This window comes from Bradyrhizobium sp. CCBAU 51627, assembly GCF_028128765.1.
Taxonomy (GTDB): domain Bacteria; phylum Pseudomonadota; class Alphaproteobacteria; order Rhizobiales; family Xanthobacteraceae; genus Bradyrhizobium.
Window position 1 is genome coordinate 82314 of record NZ_LBJG01000089.1, and the last position, 17834, is coordinate 100147.

A 17834-nucleotide genomic window follows, 5' to 3' on the forward strand; every position below is an offset into this window, starting at 1 on the left:
CGACCTACGCCGCACGGATGTGCGCGAGGAAACGATCCACCTCGTCGCGCAGGCGCTGCGACTGCTTTGAGAGCTCGATCGCCGAAACCAGCACCTCTTCCGCGGCCGTGCCCGTCGCCGCGATGCCGTCGGTGACCCCTGCGATGTTCTGCGAGACCTCGCCGGTGCGCGCCGCGGCCTGCTGGACGTTCTGTGCGATCTCCTGCGTCGCCGTGCCCTGCTGGCCGACGGCGGCGGCGATCGCGGCGGAGATTTCGTCGACTTCTCGGATCGTCGCGCAGATCGACTGGATGCCATTCACCGCACCCGATGTCTCACCTTGAACGGCCGTCACCTGCGCGCTGATCTCCTCGGTCGCCTTCGCGGTCTGGGTCGCCAGCGCCTTGACCTCGGAGGCGACCACCGCGAAACCGCGGCCGGCCTCGCCCGCGCGCGCGGCCTCGATCGTCGCATTCAACGCCAGCAGATTGGTCTGGCCGGCGATGCCGTTGATGAAGGAGACAACGTCGCCGATCTTTTGCGCGGCATCTGCGAGGCTCTGGACGCGCGCATTCGACGCCTGGCCGTCGCTTGCGGCCCTGCCGACCACTTCGGTCGCATGCGCGAGGCGACGGCTGATCTCGCTCATCGACGAGGACAATTCCTCCGCCGCGGCCGCGACGGTCTGCACGTTCTCCGAGGCGAGGGCCGAGGCCGACGACACCGTGCGGGTCTGCTGTCGCGACTGCTCGACGATGGCGGACATCGAGCGCGCGGTGTGCTCCATCTCGACCGCAGCCGAAGACACCGTCGTGACGACGTCGCGGATGGATGCCTCGAAATTGTCGGCGAGCGCGGCAAAGGCACGGCGTTTCTCGGCCTCGGATTGCACCTTGGCCTCGAGCTGATCGGCCTGGAGCTTGCTGAAGTTGACGGCGTTGTCGCGGAACACCCCGACCGCCTTCACCATCGCGCCGACCTCGTCATTCGTCTTGCTTTCGGGAACGGCGACGTCGAGCCGGCCGTCGGCAAGCTCGCGCATCACTGATGTGATCGACAGGATCGGACGCGAGATGCTCCGGGCGATGAGATAGCCGACGACGGCGGCGAGGATCAGCCCGAGGGCGGCGATGCCGATTGCGAGCATCCAGGCGCGGTCGGCCGAAGCCACATACTCCGCATTGTCCATCACCAGTTCGACCGCGCCGAGCGGCTTTCCGGAAAAGTCCTTGATCGGTCCGAGCAGTGCGGCGACCGGTGTGGTGTCGAGCTTGCCCTGGCGCACCGTGAACTCACCGCCGGTGGCACGGCCGTAGTCGGCGGCCTCGAAGAAGCTCTTGCCCTTCAACGTGCCGCCGAACAGCTTGAAGCCCGAACTGTCGGCGAGATGAAAGGCGATATCGACGTGGCGGTTGAGCTTGAAATCGTCGAGGAAGGACTGACCGAAGGTCAGGCCGAATTCCACCGAGCCGAGATGCTTGCCTGCTTGCGCGATCGGCACCACGCCGCGGATGCCAAGTCCGGCAACGCCGCCCTCGAGGCCGACGACGACTTTGCGCTCCTGATTGGCCTCGACGACCGTCTTGCGGAAGCTCGAGAGGTCGTCGCCGAACTTCGCCGGCTGGTGGACGCGCAGGAAAGACGTCGCTGGCGGCGTATGGAACTGGAACTGTTCGACGCCGTATTCCGATTTGGTGGCGGCAAACACCGGTCCGAACAGGCGCACCAGGGCCTCGCGGTCTTGGTTCGCCATCGCTTCCTGCGTCGCCGGCATCGCGGCGACGACCGTGCTCATGGCGGCGGCGCGGTGGGACTCTTCGGCGATTCGCGACAGCAACGCATCATAATGACTGCGCAGTTCCCGCTGGTCGGCGCGGTCGATGATCCCCGCAATGATCCACATGGCGCCGAGCACGGCGATCAGCGCGGTTGCCGCCGCCGTCACGGCCAGCGCAACCGTGATCCGCATCCTGAGGCCAAAGCTCGTCCGCATGTCCGCCTCGTTCCGATGAGCGTTGATTAACAACGCTTATCAACTTCTCGCTAAAAGAGGGTGAACGGGATACCGGCGTAGCGGGAGTTGTGCGGGGGTTGAGACGAACGGAGGAAACCAAAAAACTCCAAGGTCCTGGCTTTCGGCAGGACGACATCAGGTTGGGTAGAGCTAGCGAGTCCTAATACCCCCTTCCGCGATCCACCACGTTCTCCAGCGCGCCGCCCGCCTCGAACGTCGCGATCTGCTCGGCGACATAGGCCGAGATCGCATCCGCATCGGTGTCGGCGGCGTTGTGCGGCGTCAACACCACCTTGGGGTGGGTCCAGAACCGGCTGTCCGCGGGCTGCGGCTCCTCGACGAACACATCGAGCGAGGCGGCGCCCAACGTGCCGTCGTCGAGGCACGCCAGGATGTCGGCTTCGTTCTGCAAGCCGCCGCGGCCGGCATTGATCAGCACGGGCGCGCCCAGCGGGCTGGTGCGGTCGAGCTTGGAGAAGACGTCGCGGTTGAGGATGCCTTGCGTTTCCGGCGTCAGCGGCAAAAGGGAAACCAGAATGTCGGTCTTGCGCAGGAACGCATCCATGCCGGCGCTGCCATGAAAGCATTCGACGCCCTCGATCGTGCGCGGGCTGCGGCTCCAGCCGGTGACGCGGAAGCCGAGCCGCCGCAGCACGTCGGCGGCATCGGCACCTAACGTGCCGAGGCCCATGACGCCGACCGTGATCGCGCTCGCCGGCCATTGATATTTCGGCTCCCAGCGCTTGGCGCGCTGGGAGTCGCGCAGGTAAAGCTCCTGGCGATGGTGCATCAGCACGTGCAGCACGACGTATTCGGTCATGCGGTTGGTCAAGTCCGGCACCGCGACGCGCACCAGCGGCACATTGGGAAGGCTCTTGTCGGCCATCAATGCATCGACGCCGGCGCCGAGATTGAAGATCGCCCGCAGATTGGGGAATGAGCCAAGGTCACCCGGCGCAGGCTTCCACACCGCGGCATAGTGCACTTCGGCCGGATCGAGCGAGGCATCCGGCAGCAGCACCACGCGACGGCCCTCGCAGACCGCGTCGAACCGGGCCTTCCAGCGCTCGGGCAGCCAGTTCTGCTGCGTGCTGTTGATCAGGACGGCCAGTGTGCCCATGCTCATTCGAAGTGCCTCGTCGGGTTCCGCTATTGAAGGTCCTCCTTGGCACGATCCGACGGATATTTCTCGCAAATTATTTCCGCAGCCCTGTCGGGGCAGGGCATAGTGGATCGTCTTCAAAACGAGCATTCAAGGAAGGTGCTGCCCATGCTTTATGCGATCCTTTGCTATCACGACGAGGACTTCGTCGGCTCCTGGAGCAAGGACCAGGACGAGGCCGTGATGAAAAAGCTCGCCGTGGTGCAGGAGAAGCTCTCCCAGCAGGGCCGGCTTGGGCCGGTGGCCCGGCTGCTGCCGACCACCGCTGCGGCGACCTTGCGCAAGGAAGACCCGCCGCTGGTGCTCGACGGTCCCTATGCCGAGACCAAGGAGCAGTTGCTCGGTTTCTACATCGTCGACTGCAAGAGCCTGGACGACGCCCTGGACGTCGCGCGCGACCTTGGAGCGGCCAATCCCGGCGGCGCCTATGAGGTGCGGCCTGTCGGCGTGTTTCGGCCCGGAGGAATTTCGGCGTGAGCGATACCGACACCGCCTGGATCGAGACCGCGCTGACTTCGGCGCGACCCCAGGCGGTCGGCGCATTGTTGCGCTATTTCCGCGATCTCGATACGGCCGAGGAAGCCTTTCAGAATGCGTGCCTGCGTGCGCTCAAAACCTGGCCGCAGAACGGGCCGCCACGTGATCCTGCGGCCTGGCTGATCATGGTCGGGCGCAATGTCGCCATCGACGAGGTGCGCCGCACCCGCAAGCAGCAGCCGCTGCCCGAGGACGACCAGGCGATCTCCGATCTCGATGACGCCGAAGACGCGCTCGCCGAGCGGCTCGACGGCTCGCACTACCGCGATGATATCCTGCGGCTGATGTTCATCTGCTGTCATCCGCAACTCCCGGCGACGCAGCAGATCGCGCTGGCGCTACGCATCGTCTCCGGTCTCACCGTGAAGCAGATCGCGCGCGCCTTCCTGGTTTCGGAGGCCGCGATGGAGCAGCGCATCACCCGCGCCAAGGCCAAGGTCGCGGAGGCCGGAACGCCGTTCGAAGCGCCCGGCGCGATCGAGCGCTCCGAGCGGCTGGCCGGCGTCGCCGCCATGATCTATCTGATCTTCAACGAGGGCTATTCGGCGAGCGGCGATACGGCCGAGATCCGTAAGCCGCTGTGCGAGGAGGCGATCCGGCTCGCGCGGCTGCTGCTCCGGCTGTTCCAGAGCGAGCCGGAGATCATGGGTCTGACGGCGCTGATCCTGTTGCAGCATGCACGCAGTGCGGCGCGCTTTGCCGCGGACGGCTCGCTGATCCTGCTCGACGACCAGGACCGCTCGCTCTGGAACCGCAGCATGATTGCGGAAGGTCTCGCCTTGATCGACAAGGCGATGCGCCATCGCCGCAGCGGTCCCTACCAGATCCAGGCCGCGATTGCCGCGCTGCATGCGCGCGCCGCGACGCCTGATGAGACCGACTGGGCCCAGATCGACCTGCTCTATGGGGCGCTGGAGGTGGTGCAACCCTCACCGGTGGTGACGCTCAACCGCGCGGTCGCCGTCTCCAAAGTGCACGGGCCGCAGGCCGCGCTCGACCTGATCGAGCCGCTGGCGCCGAAGCTGGCCAATTACTTCCATTTCTACGGCGTGCGCGGCGCCTTCCTGATGCAACTCGGCCGTAACGACGAAGCCCGCGTCGCGTTCGACCGTGCCATCGCCCTCGCCAACACCTCGGCCGAGGCCGCCCACATCCGCATGCACATCGATCGCCTGATCCGCGACAGCCAGCCGAAAGGGGCGAGGGCGGGTTAGCCGGTGTCATTCCGGGGCGATGCAAAGCATCGACCCCGGAATCCATCGAGCCACCATCTCTGCGGATCAATGGATTCCGGGCTCATCGCTTCGCGATGCCCCGGAATGACGATCGACAATGAGGCGAAAAAATCACATCCAACCTGTCGGCCCCAGCCAGGCTCCTTCGTCTTAATCCCGTATCAAGGGAGCTATTCATGCTGAAAGCCATTGCCACCGTCGCTGTCGTCCTCGCTTTCGGCATCGCCGCCGTCCTCATCTTCGCATCGACAAAGCCCGACACGTTCCGGGTCGAGCGCTCGCTGGCGCTGAAAGCGCCGGCCGAGGCGATCTATCCACTCGTTGCCGATTTCCACTTTTGGACCGGCTGGTCGCCCTGTGAGGAGCGCGATCCTGCGATGAAGCGGATCTACGAGGAGGGCGCGGCCTATGGTTGGGACGGCAACAACAATGTCGGCGCCGGCCATATGGAGATCCTCGAAGCGAGCACGCCATCGAAACTCCGTATCAAGCTCGATTTCGAGCGCCCCTTCGAGGGCCACAACATCGCCGAGTTCACCTTTGTGCCGCAAGGTGATGCCACATTGGTCACACGGGCGATGTACGGTCCGGCACCGTTCATGTCCAAGGTGATGCAGGTCTTCGTCAACATGGACAAGATGATCGGCGAGGATTTTGAAACCGGCCTCGCTGGCCTGAAGAAGCTCACCGAGAAGTAAAGCGAGTACCGCCCAGAGAAGCAAAAGGAGAGAAACGATGCTCAATCCCTATCTGTTCTATCAGGACACTTGCGAAGCGGCGTTCAACTTCTACGCCAAGATTCTCGGCGGCAAGATCGACGCGATGATGCGCGCCTCCGACGCGCCACCGGAGATGCCTGTCGCGCCCGGCCGCGAGAAGACGATCATGCATGCGCGGATGTCGCTGCCGAACGGCAGCGTGTTGATGGCCTCCGACGTGCCGAGCGAGCATTTTCACAAGCCGCAGGGCTTTTCGATCTCGCTCACGGTCACCGACCCCGCGGAGGGCGAACGCAAGTTCAACGCGCTCGCCGACGGCGGCACCGTCACGATGCCTTTCAGCAAGACCTTCTGGGCCAAGGGCTTTGGCATGTGTGTCGACAAGTTCGGTATTGCCTGGATGGTGAACTGCCCGGCCGAAGGCATGTGACAGGCGGTCGCCTGACGTATTGAGCTGCTGCTTCCTCTCTTGTCATGAGAGAGGGGGCTCGCCTCGTCAGCGAATGGATCCAGTCGTGTCCCCGCTCGGCGGCTGCGTCACGCAGCTGCCGCAGATCACGAGCTTCGAGCCGAGCTGCCTGTCGTTCTCCGCCTCGATCTCGTCGTGGACTGCCCACCACGCCTCGGAATAGGGGCGTAAAGTGGAGAGCACCCTCTGCCGCTCCAGATTGGGATCACTCTCCGGCGCAGCGCGATTGGCGATGCCACGTTTGGTGACAACAGGACGATTGGGATCCTGACCGAGTCCGTCCCACGCGATGGGGCGACGCTCAGCCGCGGGCGCGCTTGCGCATCCCGCGAGCGCTGCGCAAAAGCTAAGCAAGACGAGAATGTGTCGGGCCATGCCGGACCTGCTGTGCGGTACGCCACGCAAATCCGCGTGGAAACTTTGCATTGCGACGCTTACCCCGGACTTAAGGGAAAACGACGTCACCGGCATGGCCGAAAGGAGATTCGTGCGTCCATGTCATCGTGTGAGAGGAACGCGAGCGATCTTGTGACAACCAGCGGATCGCATCGCACAACAATTGGCGCAAGATTAGGCTGTGAACTTCCCGTCCGAATCGCTAATCATAGTCATAATACTTACAAATCAGGGCGGGCGTGACTTGGAAGGGAGCGACCGATGGCGGCGGCGCTGCAAATCAATTTTGCCATGTGGGGCATGCTCATCTGCGCCAGCGTGAAGCTCGCGCCGATGATCCAAATTATCCTCCACTAGTGGAACAGCCGGTTTGTGACAGCTGCTTGCCGCAACGTGGTGCCGCGCGTCAGCTGATGAAGAGCGCAATCAGCATCAAGCTCATGCCCATCACGACGATCATGGGAACCACGAGGCTGCGCTGTCGCGACGGCCGACGCGGCTGAGGCCGTTGCGGTCGCGACGTTTCGCTCATTTGTGATGCTGGCTCCGGTGGCGCGAGCGAAACCTTCAGGTCCGAGCCGATGTACTTCACATATAGTTCGAGCAGCCGCAATTCGGACGTCAGATCGATCAGACCCTCGCGGTCACGCCGCGTCAGCTCCTCGAATTCCAGGGTTTCTTCCGAACTCAGCGGGCCAAGGACGATTCGTCCCTGATCCGACAGGCGGTAGCGAAAATCGATGGACTGCATATCCGCCCTGTTCGAAAACGACCGATCTTGAAAAAATGGAACCATCATATTCGGGCCGCGGCCGAGATATGGCGATCGCGTGGCCGTTGCGATGCGCGGAGGTCTCGGTCCGGCCCGCATCATCATAATCGCCAGCGAAAAGCTGGAAATCGAGTAAATTGGGCACGCCTTGCGAAGCCGTTGAGCGGATTTCGCGCCTTGAAGGTCAGATTCGCCAGAGGCTGCTTAATCGCCGGACAGTGCGGGCTCCATTGCGGTCACACCGCGGCCTGAGGCCGAGATGTCATCGACAGCGCGGATAGATCGCGGCGAGGTCGCGGCCCTTCAACAAGAGCAACCGTGAGGTGAGGCCGCCGCGGTGGCTGATCCAATCGCGGACCGGGCCGGGATAGGCCGCAAGCACGGCTTCGGAGGCTTCCGGCTCAGCATAGAAGCGCCCGCGCCGGTCGACTGAGCGCGCGGCGTGGAAGCCGAGCACGGCCCGCTTGGTGACGCAGATGCGCTCGCCCGGCACGATGCTGAGCACCAGCGTGCAGGCCGACAGGCAGGGTCCGTCGATCACCACGCGCTCGCCGCTTTCGCGCACCTTCTCGAACAGATCGAGGAACGGTCCGACTTGTCCGCCCGGACTCTGGATGATGCGGATCTCGGCGGGGGCCGGTGCGGAAGCGAGCAGGGCGGCTGCGAGTGCAACAGCTTTGAGGATGACGCGTCGCATGGTGCACTCCACAAACTCGATCCTGTCGGGTGGGCAAAGCGTAGCGTGCTCGGCACCGTGAGTCCGGAACGATGATCGGCACGGCGCATCGCGCCTTGCCCACCCTGCAAGGTTCTACCCGTTGCGGCGTTCGCCGCGCAGCGTCGGCAGGCCGATGCCCGCCGCATCGAAGCCGCCATCGACGGCCAAAATTTGGCCGGTGATGTAGCTCGCGCGTTCCGAGCACAGGAAGAAGATCGCCTCCGCGAGTTCCTCCTCCAGGCCGTAGCGGTTGAGCGGAATGGCATCATGATAGTCGGCGCGGATCTCCTTGGTGTGTACCTGCTTCGCCATCGCGGTGTCGACCGGCCCCGGCGCGACCGCATTGACGCGGATGTTGAGCGAGGCGAGCTCGACTGCGAGCTGCTTGGTGAGGTGTGCGAGCCCGGCCTTGCTGGTGCCGTAGGCCGAACGCAGCGTGGAGGCGCGCACGGCCGAAATCGAGGTGATGTTGACGATGGCGCCGCCACCTTGCTCGCGCATCAGCGGCACGGCCGCCTTGGTGCAGAGGAAAGGGCCGGTGAGATTGACCGCCATGATCCTGTTCCAGTCGGCGTCGCTGGTTTCCAGCACCGGCGCGAACACGGCGACGCCGGCATTGTTGATGAGAGCATCGAGCCGACCGAAGCGGCTCATCACCGCGGCCATTGCGGCTCCGACGGCGGCTGCATCTGATACGTCGCAAGTGATCGCCAGCGTGTTGTCAGGACTTTTCAGCGCCGCTGCTGCGCTGGCCTGCAGCTCTCCCGCGATATCCAGCAGCGCCACGTGCCAGCCTTCGGCGAGGAAGCGCTTCGCTGTCGCCAGCCCAATCCCGCGTGCGGCGCCGGTGACGAGAGCAACTTTGGCGGAGGAGGAGGTCATGACGCGGTCCTTTGCTCGAACCGGCGGCATGACAGTTTCGTCGAATTTGCGCAAGGGATGCGCGCTCATTTCGGGCAAAGGGCGCCTCCGGGCGAGCCGCAATGTCCTCGGAAATAATCTTCACGAAGGTGTCGACCTCGCAGGACGTCGTTCGTCTTACGAGGAAAGGGCGAAGCTAGTGAGGAACCGCATGCGATTCATGATGCTGATGATCCCGCTCGGCTACGAGACCGCGCCGGCGGACGCGCAACTCGATCCCGAACGCGTCGCGGCGATGATGCGCTACAACGAGGAACTGAGCGATGCCGAGGTGCTGATCACGCTGGATGGCCTGCATCCGCCGTCGACGGGCGCCCGCGTCTCATTTGCGACCGGTGCACCTGTCGTCACCGACGGTCCGTTCGCGGAAGCCAACGAGGTGCTGGGCGGCTACTGGATGATCGATGTCGGCTCGCGCGATGAGGCGATCGCCTGGGCGAAGAAGTGCCCGGCCGCAGCCAACGAGATCATCGAGATCCGCCAGGTGCAGGAAACGGCCGATTTTCCGCCTGATGTGCAGGCCGCCGCTGCCGGTTTCGCAATTTGAAGATGTAGACAAGGGAGAGAACCATGAGCACCGACACCTATCTCGCCGTCTTCCTCGGCAGCAAGACCAGCCCGAAATGGGCGGCGTGGACCGCGATGTCCGAGGCCGAGCGCAAGGCAAAGGAGCAGGAAGGCATGGCGGCCTGGAAAGGCTGGGTCGAGAAGCACCAGGGCGCGATCCAGGCGATGGGCGGTCCGCTCGGCAAGACCAAGAAGGTCGACGGTCGGGGCGTCACCGACATCGCCAACGAGATGGGCGCCTTCACCGTGGTTCGCGCCGCCTCGCACGAGGCGGCCGCAAAGATGTTCGAGAACCATCCGCATTTCGCGATCTTCCCCGGCGAGCGCGTCGAGATCATGCCGGTGCTACCGATCCCGGGCGGCTAGGGCGCTCTTGTCGTTCCGGGGCGGTCCGCAGGACCGAACCCGGAACCTCGAGATTCCGGCTTCGATGCTGGGCGCATCGCCCCGGAATGACGGGGAGGGCGCTAGTGACCTTCGCGCGCAGCTCATGTAAAAGTCGTTCACATGAGCTGGCGCAAGGAGCAGCGCCGCGCCGAGCGCGGCTATCACCACGGCAATCTGAAGGAAGCACTTCTACAGGCCGCCCTCGGGCTGATCGCCGAGAAGGGCGCGGCCGGGTTTACCTTTGCAGATGCCGCCCGCATGGCCGGCGTCAGTGCGGCTGCGCCTTACCGGCATTTTCGCGACCGGGACGAGCTGTTGTCCTCGATCGCCCAGCGCGGCTTCGAGCAGTTCGAATCGCGTCTCACTGCGGCCTGGGACGACGGACGGCCCGACACCGTCACCGCGTTCGAGCGCGTCGGCCGGGCCTATCTCGCCTTCGCCCGCGAGGAGCCGGCGTTCTACAATGCGATGTTCGAATCCGGCCTTCCGGTCGATGCCAATCCGGCGCTGCAGGCCGCGAGCGAACGCGCCTTCAACATCATTCGCGCTGCCGCCGAGCGGCTCGCGGCGCTCGCGCCGCCGGGCATGCCGCGTCCGCCGGCGATGATGATGGCGCTGCACATCTGGTCGATGTCGCACGGCGTCGCCTCGCTGTTCTCGCGTGGCGATGCCGCGCGGCGAAAGCTGCCGATGTCGCCGGACGAGCTGCTCGAGGCGGAGGTGCTCATTTATCTGCGCGGCCTCGGCTTCCCGACCGATCGCCGGCCGGCGGGCAAAGGCGCCGAGCCGCCGCCGGTGCCGCCGGAGGCTTCCTCCGGTTCTGGCATGCCGCCCGGCGGTGCTCCGGCTGGTCCCTGGGGCAAGCCGAAATAAAATTGCGCAAATAATCTCGAGACCGTGTCCGGCGGCCAGCTTGACAAAATCACGGGATGGTCTAGCTATGTAAATGTTATTTACATTCACAACGGCGCTGATGCCGTGATGGAGAAGGGAAATGGCCTACACCGCTGACGTCAATCGCTGGCGCGGCCCCTCGGACCAATACCAATCCTACGAGCGGCCCCGCATGCTCGATACGCCATGGCATCCTGGCTGGATTGCCGTGACCATCCTCGGCTTCATCATCTGGTGGCCGATCGGGCTTGCCCTTCTCTTTTTCACACTCGGGAGCAGAAGAATGTCGTGCTGGAGCAATCAGGACCGCTGGCAGAACAAGATGGAGCGGATGCAGTACAAGATGGACCGCATGCGTGACCGCATGGAGCGCCGTGGCTTCGGCTTCGGGTTCGGCCCGCCGTCCTCCGGCAACCGTGCCTTCGACGAGTACCGCTATGAAACGTTGCGCCGTCTCGAGGAAGAGCAGGTCGAGTTCAAGAACTTCCTCGATCGTCTGCGTCACGCCAAGGACAAGGAAGAGTTCGACCAGTTCATGGCCCAGCACAAGTCGCGTCCGACGCCGCCGCCGACCGACCAGCAGCAGGGCTGAGATCTCTCAAAGCCTTCAGGCGCATGCCCCCAAAGTCCTGATGGCCCCGAGCCGCCCGCCCGCGCGACCGCGCAGGCGGGCGGTTTGGTTTTGAAGGACGTCATCATGCCCGGGCCTGGCCCGCCAGCGCAGCTTCAGCGCACGGGCACGAGCTGCGCGCGAACCGACGTCAGGAAGTGCTCGTAGGCGTGATCCACGATCTCGTTGAGCGATCGTGTTCGTGCGAACATCGCCTTGGCTTCAGTGAGAAACTCCTCGCGGGTCGGTATCTTCGGCAGATGCAGGTGTGTCAGCGCGTCGACGCCGTCATGGGCGCGATGGAGGATGTCGTGCAGTGTCGGCAGTTGCAACTGGGCCGGATCGGCACGGTGCAGCGCCGACGAGATCGCGTGCGCCAGAGCGTGCGCATCGAACCGACCGGCAAGCTCGCGGGCGGCGCGCTTGATGACCCGCGCGCCGAGTGGCTGCTCGTTGCGCAACACCAGTTCGGGCGGCGCCTTCATGTTCCAGACTGCGCCGAACCAGGACAGGACCTTAAGGACGTAGTAGGTCACGTCGATTTCCCACCAGCGAAAGCCTTGTCGGACGCTGCTCTGGTAGGCGTGGTGATTGTTGTGCCAGCCTTCACCCAAAGTGAGCAGCGCCAGAAGCCAGTTGTTGCGGGAATCGTCGCCCGTCACGTAGCGCTTGCGTCCATGCACATGGGCGAGCGAATTGATGCAGAAGGTCGCGTGATAGAGCAACACCGTGCTCCACAGGAAACCGACGACCAGGCCCGGCCATCCGGCCACCAGAAAGCACAGCACCGCAAGCGTCACGGCCGGCAGGAGCTCCAGCCGATGCAGCCACGTCAGCTCCGGGTAGACGGTGAGATCGCCGACTTTGACGAGGTCGGTGGCGTCGTGCTGCCGGTGAAAGATCCAGCCGACATGGCTGTACAGGAAGCCGCGGTGACGCGGTGAATGAACATCGTGCTCGGTGTCCGAATGCAGATGATGGTGCCGATGCTTGGCGGCCCACCACAACACGCTCTTCTGCGCGCTGCTTTGTGCCAGGCAGGCCAGAATGAATTGAAACACCCGGCTGGTCGCAAAAGCCCGATGCGAGAAATAGCGGTGGTAGCCTGCACCGATTGCAAACATGCGCAGGACATATAGGGACACGCAGATCGCGACGGCCTGCCAGGTGATTCCCGACCAGATCGCCGCGGCGCAGCCGAGGTGGACCAGCAGGAACGGAACCGCAGAGGGGTACATGACGTCGTCGTGGGTGTCGGCGGGCGCGTTAGGCGACATGTCTTGGCGTGACCTCAGGTAACGGTATCCGGGATTCGCTTCGGCGGGGCCGAAGATCATCGGGTACGAAAAACCCGCCGATGGCGGACCACCGCGCGGGCTCGAACGAGATGCTTTGTGTGGACTTTCCCGGCCAACGCAGCGTCGACCGAAAATTCGCGGGACTATATGGTCGCTGGCATCTGGCGCGCAAGCTCGTAGCCGCACGGGGAAGCTGCGGAATGGTGCTCGGGTATGTCGGGTCGCTGACGTGGCGTGGTGTCACCATCCTGCAAATCGTCAGCATCGGCCGCAGCAGTGAACTGCCTAGCCTAGGCGCGCCGTGTATCGGCCGCAGGTCTACATCGGCGCCGGCACGGTGACCTCGGATGTCCGCGGCGGCTGCACGGCGGTCGGCATTCACCAGTTGCCCCGAACCCGCTGCTGCGGCCTGACGCGCTTTTCGCTCACGCGGCGCGGCGGTGACTCTCGCCGCCATGATGCGGCGTGACCGGCTCCGAACTGGTCTGGCCCGGTGCGTCCAGCACCGCGACGTGATGACGATAGACCATCTCCCAGCCCTTCCACCCCGTGAACAGGAGGATGCCGACCACGATCAGGGAGAGCACCACGCCCCATGGCTTGACCGCGGCCTCGGTGCCTTGCGCGTACCGGAGATAGAAATTCACCAGCGCCAGCACGACTGCCGCGAGGTTGCCGACCATGTGATACCAGGCGTCGTTGAGGCTGCGGATGCGCGGCTCGCTGACGAAATCCGTAAAGCCGGCTGCTGCAGCAACCAGCGCCATGATGATGCCGGCGCCGATCAGCCACATGGCGGCCCGGGCCCAGAAGGCGTCGCCGGTTCCGATGAAGGTCAGGTCGGCAATGGGCGCGCCGACCAGGAACGCCACGGGGAACGGGATGATCATGGGGTGGAGCGGATGATCGCCAATGGCGGCGGTCGTCTTCGGGTTGATGCTCATGGCAAATCCTCGTCAAAGGTGGTTTTCGGGACAATTGACCGAGGGAGTACTGGTTCCCTCGGATAAACCCGGGCGGTCGTCGAGCCGTGCCCCGTCGTGCGGCGGGGGCACCCGCACCAGGCGGCATCCCGCCTCGCACCGGGGTGCGCCCCATCCCTCTGAGTTGCCTTCCTTTCCCGCAGCCAAATTCGTCCGTGGTAACCCGGCATTAACCATCGCCGGGCTCTGGTATTTATGGACAATCGCGCCCGGAGCCGTCGTCGAGGCCCATAGTTTTGACATCTTGGCAGGGAATGCAGGCGGCGGCTTTGGACGAGCCCCTGTACCCCATAAAGACAAGGCTTTGAGCGGGCTTGCCGGCCGCGCCCGTTCTAGCGCGGCTAAAGGGGAACCGGTCGCCATTCGGCTAGCCGGAACATAGGTAACGATCGCCTTGAGAGGATACTGCTGATGAATCCGGCCGACGTGGCTCAGTCCGCCCTTCCGGTTGCCGCTTCCGCCGACGTGTCGCTGATCGCGCTGTTCTGGCAGGCTCACTGGATCGTGAAATGCGTCATGCTGGGCCTGTTGTCCTGCTCCGTCTGGGTCTGGGCCATCGCGATCGATAAGATCTTCCTTTACGCGCGCACGCGGCGCTCGATGGATCGATTCGAGCAGGCATTCTGGTCCGGCGAATCGATCGAGGAGCTGTATCGAACGCTGTCGGCCAAGCCGACCCATTCCATGGCGGCCTGCTTCGTCGCGGCGATGCGCGAATGGAAGCGCTCGTTCGAGAGCCACGCGCGTTCCGTCGCGGGCCTTCAGATGCGCATCGACAAGGTCATGAACGTCTCGATCGCCCGCGAGGTCGAGCGGCTGGAACGCCGGCTGCTGGTGCTCGCGACCGTCGGCTCGGCCGGCCCCTTTGTCGGCCTGTTCGGCACGGTCTGGGGCATCATGTCGAGCTTTCAGTCAATCGCGGCGTCGAAAAATACCTCTCTGGCGGTGGTGGCGCCCGGTATCGCGGAAGCGCTGTTTGCGACTGCGGTCGGCCTTATCGCCGCCATTCCTGCCACTATTTTCTACAATAAGTTCACGTCCGAGGTGAACCGGCAGGCCCAGCGGCTCGAAGGCTTCGCTGATGAATTTTCGGCCATCCTGTCCCGCCAGATCGACGAGCGGGGCTGACGGGCGGCATGTATAGTGTGAAGGCGAGATTGGGCACCAAGCCATGGGCATGAATGTTGCGAGTTCGTCCGGAGGCGGCGGCCGTCGCAGCCGGCGCAAGCCGGTCATGGCCGAGATCAACGTCACGCCGATGGTCGACGTGATGCTGGTGCTGCTCATCATCTTCATGGTGTCGGCGCCGTTGCTCACCGTCGGTGTTCCGCTCGACCTGCCGCAGACCCAGGCCAAGAGCCTCGACCAGAACGACCAGAAGCCGCTCCAGATGTCGGTCGACATCAAGGGCAAGGTGTTCATCAACGACGCCGAGGTGGCGCTGACCGATCTGATCCCGAAACTGAAGGCGATCACGGATGCGCGCGGCGGCCTTGAGGAACGCATCTATCTGCGTGCCGACAAGAAGGCGGATTACGGCACGGTGGCCAAGGTGATGGGGCTGCTGTCTGGCGCCGGCTTCAAGAAGCTGGCGCTCGTCACCGAAGTAGATCAGGGGTCTTGAAGCCGGTGAAGGTGAACGTCGACAAGACACTCGTTGCGTCGATTGCCCTCCACGTCCTCGTGCTGGGATGGGGCCTGCTGACCTTTAGCAGCAAGGCCTTCATCGCGCCGGAAGAGTCGCTTCCGATCGACATCATCTCCAGCGACCAACTCGCACAGATCACCAACGGGCAGAAGACCGGCAAGAAGGAAGAGCCGAAGCCCAAGGTCGAGAAGATCGCCGAGGCCAAGCCCGAAGAAGATGCCGTCGGCAAGGTCACCGAGAAGAAAGAGCTGATCAAGACCAACTCGACCCCCGATACGCCGCCGCCGAAGCCCGTCGAAAAGCCGGTCGAGAAGAAGCCCGATCCGCCGAAGCCGGTCGCCGAGACCAAGCCGAAGGAAGAGCCGAAGCCGCAGGAAAAGAAGCCTGATCCGGCCAAGGAAGATCCGATCGCGGAGCTGCAGAAGAAGCTCGACACCAAGAAGCCGCCGCCGAAGCCCGTGGAGCAGAAGGTCGCCGCGGTGCAGCCGCAGCATCAGCCGAAGCCGAAGGAGCGCACCTTCGATCCCGCGCAGATTGCCCGCGATCTCGACAAACGGGCAGCGACCCGGCACGAACTCGCGGGATCGGCGTTGAATGCGTCGGCGTCGCTGGGGTCGACATCAGGGACAGCCGCCACCAATGTCGCGACCTGGCAAGGTGCGTTCCAGGGCGCGGTCAAGCGTTGCTTCACGCCCACCTATAACGGGCAGGACGCCAGTCAATACGAAGCCGACATCGACATTCCCATGAGGATTGACGGATCGCTCGCGTCCGAGCCCGTCATCGTCGCGGTGCGCGGACCGTCGCGATCGATCGCCCAGGCGGTGGCGGAGAGCGCCAAGCGCGCCATCGTGCAGTGCCAGGTCTACTCGTTCCTGCCGAAGCAGCAATACGACAGCTGGAAAGTCATTCCGATGACTTTCGGCCTGAAAGACATGTTGTGAGATCCGAACAAAAGAATTTTGCGATGAATGACGTCCGCTCGATGAACCGCCGCCGCTTCATGACCCTGACCGCTTCGACGCTCGCGTTGCTCGGGGGCGGACAGGCCTTCGCCCAGCAGCCGCAGGGGCGGCTCCGAATCGATCCCACGGAGTTTCGCCCGATCCCGATCGCGATCACCAATTTCGTGCCGGGCTCGCCGGCCGATGGCGATGTCAGCAACGGCGTCTCGCAAGTCATCACCAACAATCTGAAGCGCTCGGGCCTGTTTGCCCCGATCGATCAGGCCGCCTTTATCGAGCGCATCACCAATATCGACGTCGCGCCGCAATTCCAGAACTGGAAGACGCTGAACGCCCAGGCTCTCGTCACCGGCCGCATGACGCGGCAGCCGGACGGCCGCCTCAAGGCCGAATTCCGCCTGTGGGACGTGATCACCGGCCAGCAGCTTGCCGGACAGCAATATTTCACCTCGCCGGAATATTGGCGCCGCATCGCCCACATCATCTCCGACCAGATCTACGAGCAGATGACCGGCGAGAAGGGCTATTTCGACAGCCGCGTGGTGTTCGTCGACGAGTCCGGGCCGAAGGAGCGCCGCGTCAAGCGGCTCGCGATGATGGACCAGGATGGCGCCAATGTGCGCTATCTCACCCGCGGCGCCGACCTCGTGCTCACGCCGCGCTTCTCGCCGAACTCGCAAGAGATCACCTACATGGAGTTCGGCCAGGGCGATCCGAAGGTCTATCTCTTCAACATCGAGACCGGCCAGCGCGAGATCGTCGGCAACTTTCCCGGCATGACCTTCGCGCCGCGCTTCTCGCCGGACGGCCAGCGCGTCATCATGAGCTTGCAGCAGGGTGGCAATTCCAACCTGTTCGTGATGGATCTGCGCTCGCGCTCGACCACGCGCCTCACCGACACGCCGGCCATCGATACGTCTCCGTCCTACTCGCCTGATGGCACCCGCATCTGCTTCGAATCCGATCGCGGCGGCAGGTCGCAGATCTATGTGATGGCGGCAGGCGGTGGGCAGGCGCAGCGTATCTCCTTCTCCAAGGACGACAACAACGCCACCTATTCGACGCCGGTATGGTCCCCGCGCGGCGACTACATCGCCTTCACCAGACAGGGCGGCGGGCAGTTCTCGATCGGCGTCATGAAACCGGACGGCAGCGGCGAACGTCTGCTCACCTCCGGCTTCCACAATGAAGGCCCGACCTTCTCGCCGAACGGGCGCGTGCTGATGTTCTTCCGCGATCCCGGCGGCAATTCCGGCCCGTCGCTGTTCTCGGTCGACATCTCCGGCCGCAACGAGCTGAAAGTGCCGACCCCGGGCTTCGCTTCCGACCCGGCGTGGTCGCCGCTTTTGTCCGCCACCGCGGGCCAATAGATCGATCGCGCGCTGGCAACGCACGATACTTTCGAAAGAGGTGTCTTTTCTCGCTTTCTGCGTGCGCGGCAAGATTCCCTTCACCTTGAAGCTCGGCAAGGTTTGCCTAGTTGCTTGATATTTCAGCAGAAATAGATTCGCTATTGCCGAAAAACAACTCGACTTTAACGATGTTCCCTCAGAAAGGCTT

Annotated in this window: 20 protein-coding genes; 12 read left to right on the top strand and 8 right to left on the bottom strand. The window is 63.9% G+C overall.

Going from position 1 to position 17834, the window contains the following annotated elements:
* Positions 1 to 4: 4 nt before the first annotated feature.
* Positions 5 to 1972: a methyl-accepting chemotaxis protein gene (locus XH88_RS33695; RefSeq protein ID WP_271672509.1), complete on the bottom strand. Its 1968-nt coding sequence runs from the start codon at positions 1970 to 1972 to the stop codon at positions 5 to 7.
* A gap of 181 nt (positions 1973 to 2153) precedes the next feature.
* Entirely contained in the window at positions 2154 to 3119 is a 966-nt protein-coding gene (locus XH88_RS33700) for a 2-hydroxyacid dehydrogenase (RefSeq protein ID WP_271672510.1), read from the bottom strand.
* 144 nt (positions 3120 to 3263) lie between these two features.
* On the opposite strand from XH88_RS33700, the gene XH88_RS33705 reads away from it, so the two are divergent.
* The 4 genes from XH88_RS33705 to XH88_RS33720 all read left to right on the top strand — a co-directional run bounded on the left by XH88_RS33705 (position 3264) and on the right by XH88_RS33720 (position 6076).
* Positions 3264 to 3632: a YciI family protein gene (locus XH88_RS33705; RefSeq protein WP_271672511.1), complete on the top strand. Its 369-nt coding sequence runs from the start codon at positions 3264 to 3266 to the stop codon at positions 3630 to 3632.
* A complete protein-coding gene (locus tag XH88_RS33710; protein ID WP_271672512.1) occupies positions 3629 to 4906 on the top strand; it encodes an RNA polymerase sigma factor in 1278 nt (425 codons plus the stop codon). Before XH88_RS33705 ends, XH88_RS33710 begins: the two co-directional genes overlap by 4 nt.
* A gap of 197 nt (positions 4907 to 5103) precedes the next feature.
* Positions 5104 to 5625, top strand: a complete 522-nt coding sequence (locus XH88_RS33715; RefSeq protein ID WP_271672513.1) for an SRPBCC family protein — start codon at positions 5104 to 5106, stop codon at positions 5623 to 5625.
* A gap of 37 nt (positions 5626 to 5662) precedes the next feature.
* On the top strand, positions 5663 to 6076 hold the full coding sequence (locus XH88_RS33720) for a VOC family protein (protein ID WP_271672514.1): 414 nt from the start codon (positions 5663 to 5665) through the stop codon (positions 6074 to 6076).
* Positions 6077 to 6142: 66 nt separating this feature from the next.
* Here XH88_RS33720 and XH88_RS33725 read toward each other — a convergent pair whose 3' ends face one another.
* The 4 genes from XH88_RS33725 to XH88_RS33740 form a co-directional block, all read right to left on the bottom strand.
* On the bottom strand, positions 6143 to 6490 hold the full coding sequence (locus tag XH88_RS33725; RefSeq protein ID WP_271672515.1) for a hypothetical protein: 348 nt from the start codon (positions 6488 to 6490) through the stop codon (positions 6143 to 6145).
* 427 nt (positions 6491 to 6917) lie between these two features.
* Positions 6918 to 7385 carry a hypothetical protein gene (locus tag XH88_RS33730; RefSeq protein WP_271672516.1) on the bottom strand — a complete coding sequence of 156 codons (468 nt, stop codon included), beginning with the start codon at positions 7383 to 7385 and terminating at the stop codon, positions 6918 to 6920.
* 160 nt (positions 7386 to 7545) lie between these two features.
* Positions 7546 to 7980, bottom strand: coding sequence for a hypothetical protein (locus XH88_RS33735; RefSeq protein WP_271672517.1), 435 nt, complete (start codon positions 7978 to 7980; stop codon positions 7546 to 7548).
* Positions 7981 to 8094: 114 nt separating this feature from the next.
* A complete protein-coding gene (locus XH88_RS33740) occupies positions 8095 to 8883 on the bottom strand; it encodes an SDR family NAD(P)-dependent oxidoreductase (RefSeq protein ID WP_271672518.1) in 789 nt (262 codons plus the stop codon).
* A 190-nt stretch (positions 8884 to 9073) separates the two neighbouring features.
* Between XH88_RS33740 and XH88_RS33745 the strand changes: the two genes are divergently transcribed.
* The 4 genes from XH88_RS33745 (at position 9074) to XH88_RS33760 (ending at position 11362) form a co-directional block, all read left to right on the top strand.
* The gene (locus XH88_RS33745; protein ID WP_271672519.1) at positions 9074 to 9469 is read left to right on the top strand and encodes a YciI family protein; all 396 of its coding nucleotides are present in this window, start codon (positions 9074 to 9076) and stop codon (positions 9467 to 9469) included.
* 23 nt (positions 9470 to 9492) lie between these two features.
* Entirely contained in the window at positions 9493 to 9855 is a 363-nt protein-coding gene (locus tag XH88_RS33750) for a hypothetical protein (protein WP_271672520.1), read from the top strand.
* 141 nt (positions 9856 to 9996) lie between these two features.
* Positions 9997 to 10749: a TetR/AcrR family transcriptional regulator gene (locus XH88_RS33755; protein WP_271672521.1), complete on the top strand. Its 753-nt coding sequence runs from the start codon at positions 9997 to 9999 to the stop codon at positions 10747 to 10749.
* Between the two features lie 121 nt (positions 10750 to 10870).
* Positions 10871 to 11362 carry a DUF2852 domain-containing protein gene (locus XH88_RS33760; protein WP_271672522.1) on the top strand — a complete coding sequence of 164 codons (492 nt, stop codon included), beginning with the start codon at positions 10871 to 10873 and terminating at the stop codon, positions 11360 to 11362.
* Positions 11363 to 11496: 134 nt separating this feature from the next.
* On the opposite strand, the gene XH88_RS33765 is transcribed toward XH88_RS33760, so the two are convergent.
* Positions 11497 to 12657, bottom strand: a complete 1161-nt coding sequence (locus XH88_RS33765; protein ID WP_271672523.1) for an acyl-CoA desaturase — start codon at positions 12655 to 12657, stop codon at positions 11497 to 11499.
* Positions 12658 to 13103: 446 nt separating this feature from the next.
* Positions 13104 to 13622, bottom strand: a complete 519-nt coding sequence (locus XH88_RS33770; protein ID WP_271672524.1) for a DUF2231 domain-containing protein — start codon at positions 13620 to 13622, stop codon at positions 13104 to 13106.
* Between the two features lie 450 nt (positions 13623 to 14072).
* Between XH88_RS33770 and tolQ the strand changes: the two genes are divergently transcribed.
* Genes tolQ through tolB form a run of 4 tightly spaced genes read left to right on the top strand, consistent with a single transcriptional unit; the run spans position 14073 to position 17644 of the window.
* Entirely contained in the window at positions 14073 to 14789 is a 717-nt protein-coding gene (gene tolQ / locus XH88_RS33775; RefSeq protein WP_027532430.1) for a protein TolQ, read from the top strand.
* A gap of 43 nt (positions 14790 to 14832) precedes the next feature.
* Positions 14833 to 15285 carry a protein TolR gene (gene tolR / locus XH88_RS33780; protein ID WP_271672525.1) on the top strand — a complete coding sequence of 151 codons (453 nt, stop codon included), beginning with the start codon at positions 14833 to 14835 and terminating at the stop codon, positions 15283 to 15285.
* A gap of 5 nt (positions 15286 to 15290) precedes the next feature.
* Positions 15291 to 16253 (top strand): protein TolA, encoded by a 963-nt coding sequence (locus XH88_RS33785; RefSeq protein WP_271672626.1) that lies wholly within the window; start codon positions 15291 to 15293, stop codon positions 16251 to 16253.
* A gap of 41 nt (positions 16254 to 16294) precedes the next feature.
* Complete coding sequence (gene tolB / locus XH88_RS33790; RefSeq protein ID WP_271672627.1) at positions 16295 to 17644, top strand: Tol-Pal system beta propeller repeat protein TolB; 1350 nt, start codon at positions 16295 to 16297, stop codon at positions 17642 to 17644.
* The last annotated feature ends 190 nt before the right edge of the window (positions 17645 to 17834 follow it).

What these genes read in the sequence shown, in the direction of transcription:
- XH88_RS33695 (WP_271672509.1), bottom strand. Translation starts at nt 1,972, where the DNA reads ATGCGGACGAGCTTTGGCCTCAGGATGCGGATCACGGTTGCGCTGGCC.
- XH88_RS33700 (WP_271672510.1), bottom strand. Translation starts at nt 3,119, where the DNA reads ATGAGCATGGGCACACTGGCCGTCCTGATCAACAGCACGCAGCAGAAC.
- XH88_RS33705 (WP_271672511.1), top strand. Translation starts at nt 3,264, where the DNA reads ATGCTTTATGCGATCCTTTGCTATCACGACGAGGACTTCGTCGGCTCC.
- XH88_RS33715 (WP_271672513.1), top strand. Translation starts at nt 5,104, where the DNA reads ATGCTGAAAGCCATTGCCACCGTCGCTGTCGTCCTCGCTTTCGGCATC.
- XH88_RS33720 (WP_271672514.1), top strand. Translation starts at nt 5,663, where the DNA reads ATGCTCAATCCCTATCTGTTCTATCAGGACACTTGCGAAGCGGCGTTC.
- XH88_RS33725 (WP_271672515.1), bottom strand. Translation starts at nt 6,490, where the DNA reads ATGGCCCGACACATTCTCGTCTTGCTTAGCTTTTGCGCAGCGCTCGCG.
- XH88_RS33730 (WP_271672516.1), bottom strand. Translation starts at nt 7,385, where the DNA reads ATGATGCGGGCCGGACCGAGACCTCCGCGCATCGCAACGGCCACGCGA.
- XH88_RS33735 (WP_271672517.1), bottom strand. Translation starts at nt 7,980, where the DNA reads ATGCGACGCGTCATCCTCAAAGCTGTTGCACTCGCAGCCGCCCTGCTC.
- XH88_RS33740 (WP_271672518.1), bottom strand. Translation starts at nt 8,883, where the DNA reads ATGACCTCCTCCTCCGCCAAAGTTGCTCTCGTCACCGGCGCCGCACGC.
- XH88_RS33745 (WP_271672519.1), top strand. Translation starts at nt 9,074, where the DNA reads ATGCGATTCATGATGCTGATGATCCCGCTCGGCTACGAGACCGCGCCG.
- XH88_RS33750 (WP_271672520.1), top strand. Translation starts at nt 9,493, where the DNA reads ATGAGCACCGACACCTATCTCGCCGTCTTCCTCGGCAGCAAGACCAGC.
- XH88_RS33755 (WP_271672521.1), top strand. Translation starts at nt 9,997, where the DNA reads ATGAGCTGGCGCAAGGAGCAGCGCCGCGCCGAGCGCGGCTATCACCAC.
- XH88_RS33760 (WP_271672522.1), top strand. Translation starts at nt 10,871, where the DNA reads ATGGCCTACACCGCTGACGTCAATCGCTGGCGCGGCCCCTCGGACCAA.
- XH88_RS33765 (WP_271672523.1), bottom strand. Translation starts at nt 12,657, where the DNA reads ATGTCGCCTAACGCGCCCGCCGACACCCACGACGACGTCATGTACCCC.
- XH88_RS33770 (WP_271672524.1), bottom strand. Translation starts at nt 13,622, where the DNA reads ATGAGCATCAACCCGAAGACGACCGCCGCCATTGGCGATCATCCGCTC.
- tolQ (WP_027532430.1), top strand. Translation starts at nt 14,073, where the DNA reads ATGAATCCGGCCGACGTGGCTCAGTCCGCCCTTCCGGTTGCCGCTTCC.
- tolR (WP_271672525.1), top strand. Translation starts at nt 14,833, where the DNA reads ATGGGCATGAATGTTGCGAGTTCGTCCGGAGGCGGCGGCCGTCGCAGC.
- tolB (WP_271672627.1), top strand. Translation starts at nt 16,295, where the DNA reads ATGAACCGCCGCCGCTTCATGACCCTGACCGCTTCGACGCTCGCGTTG.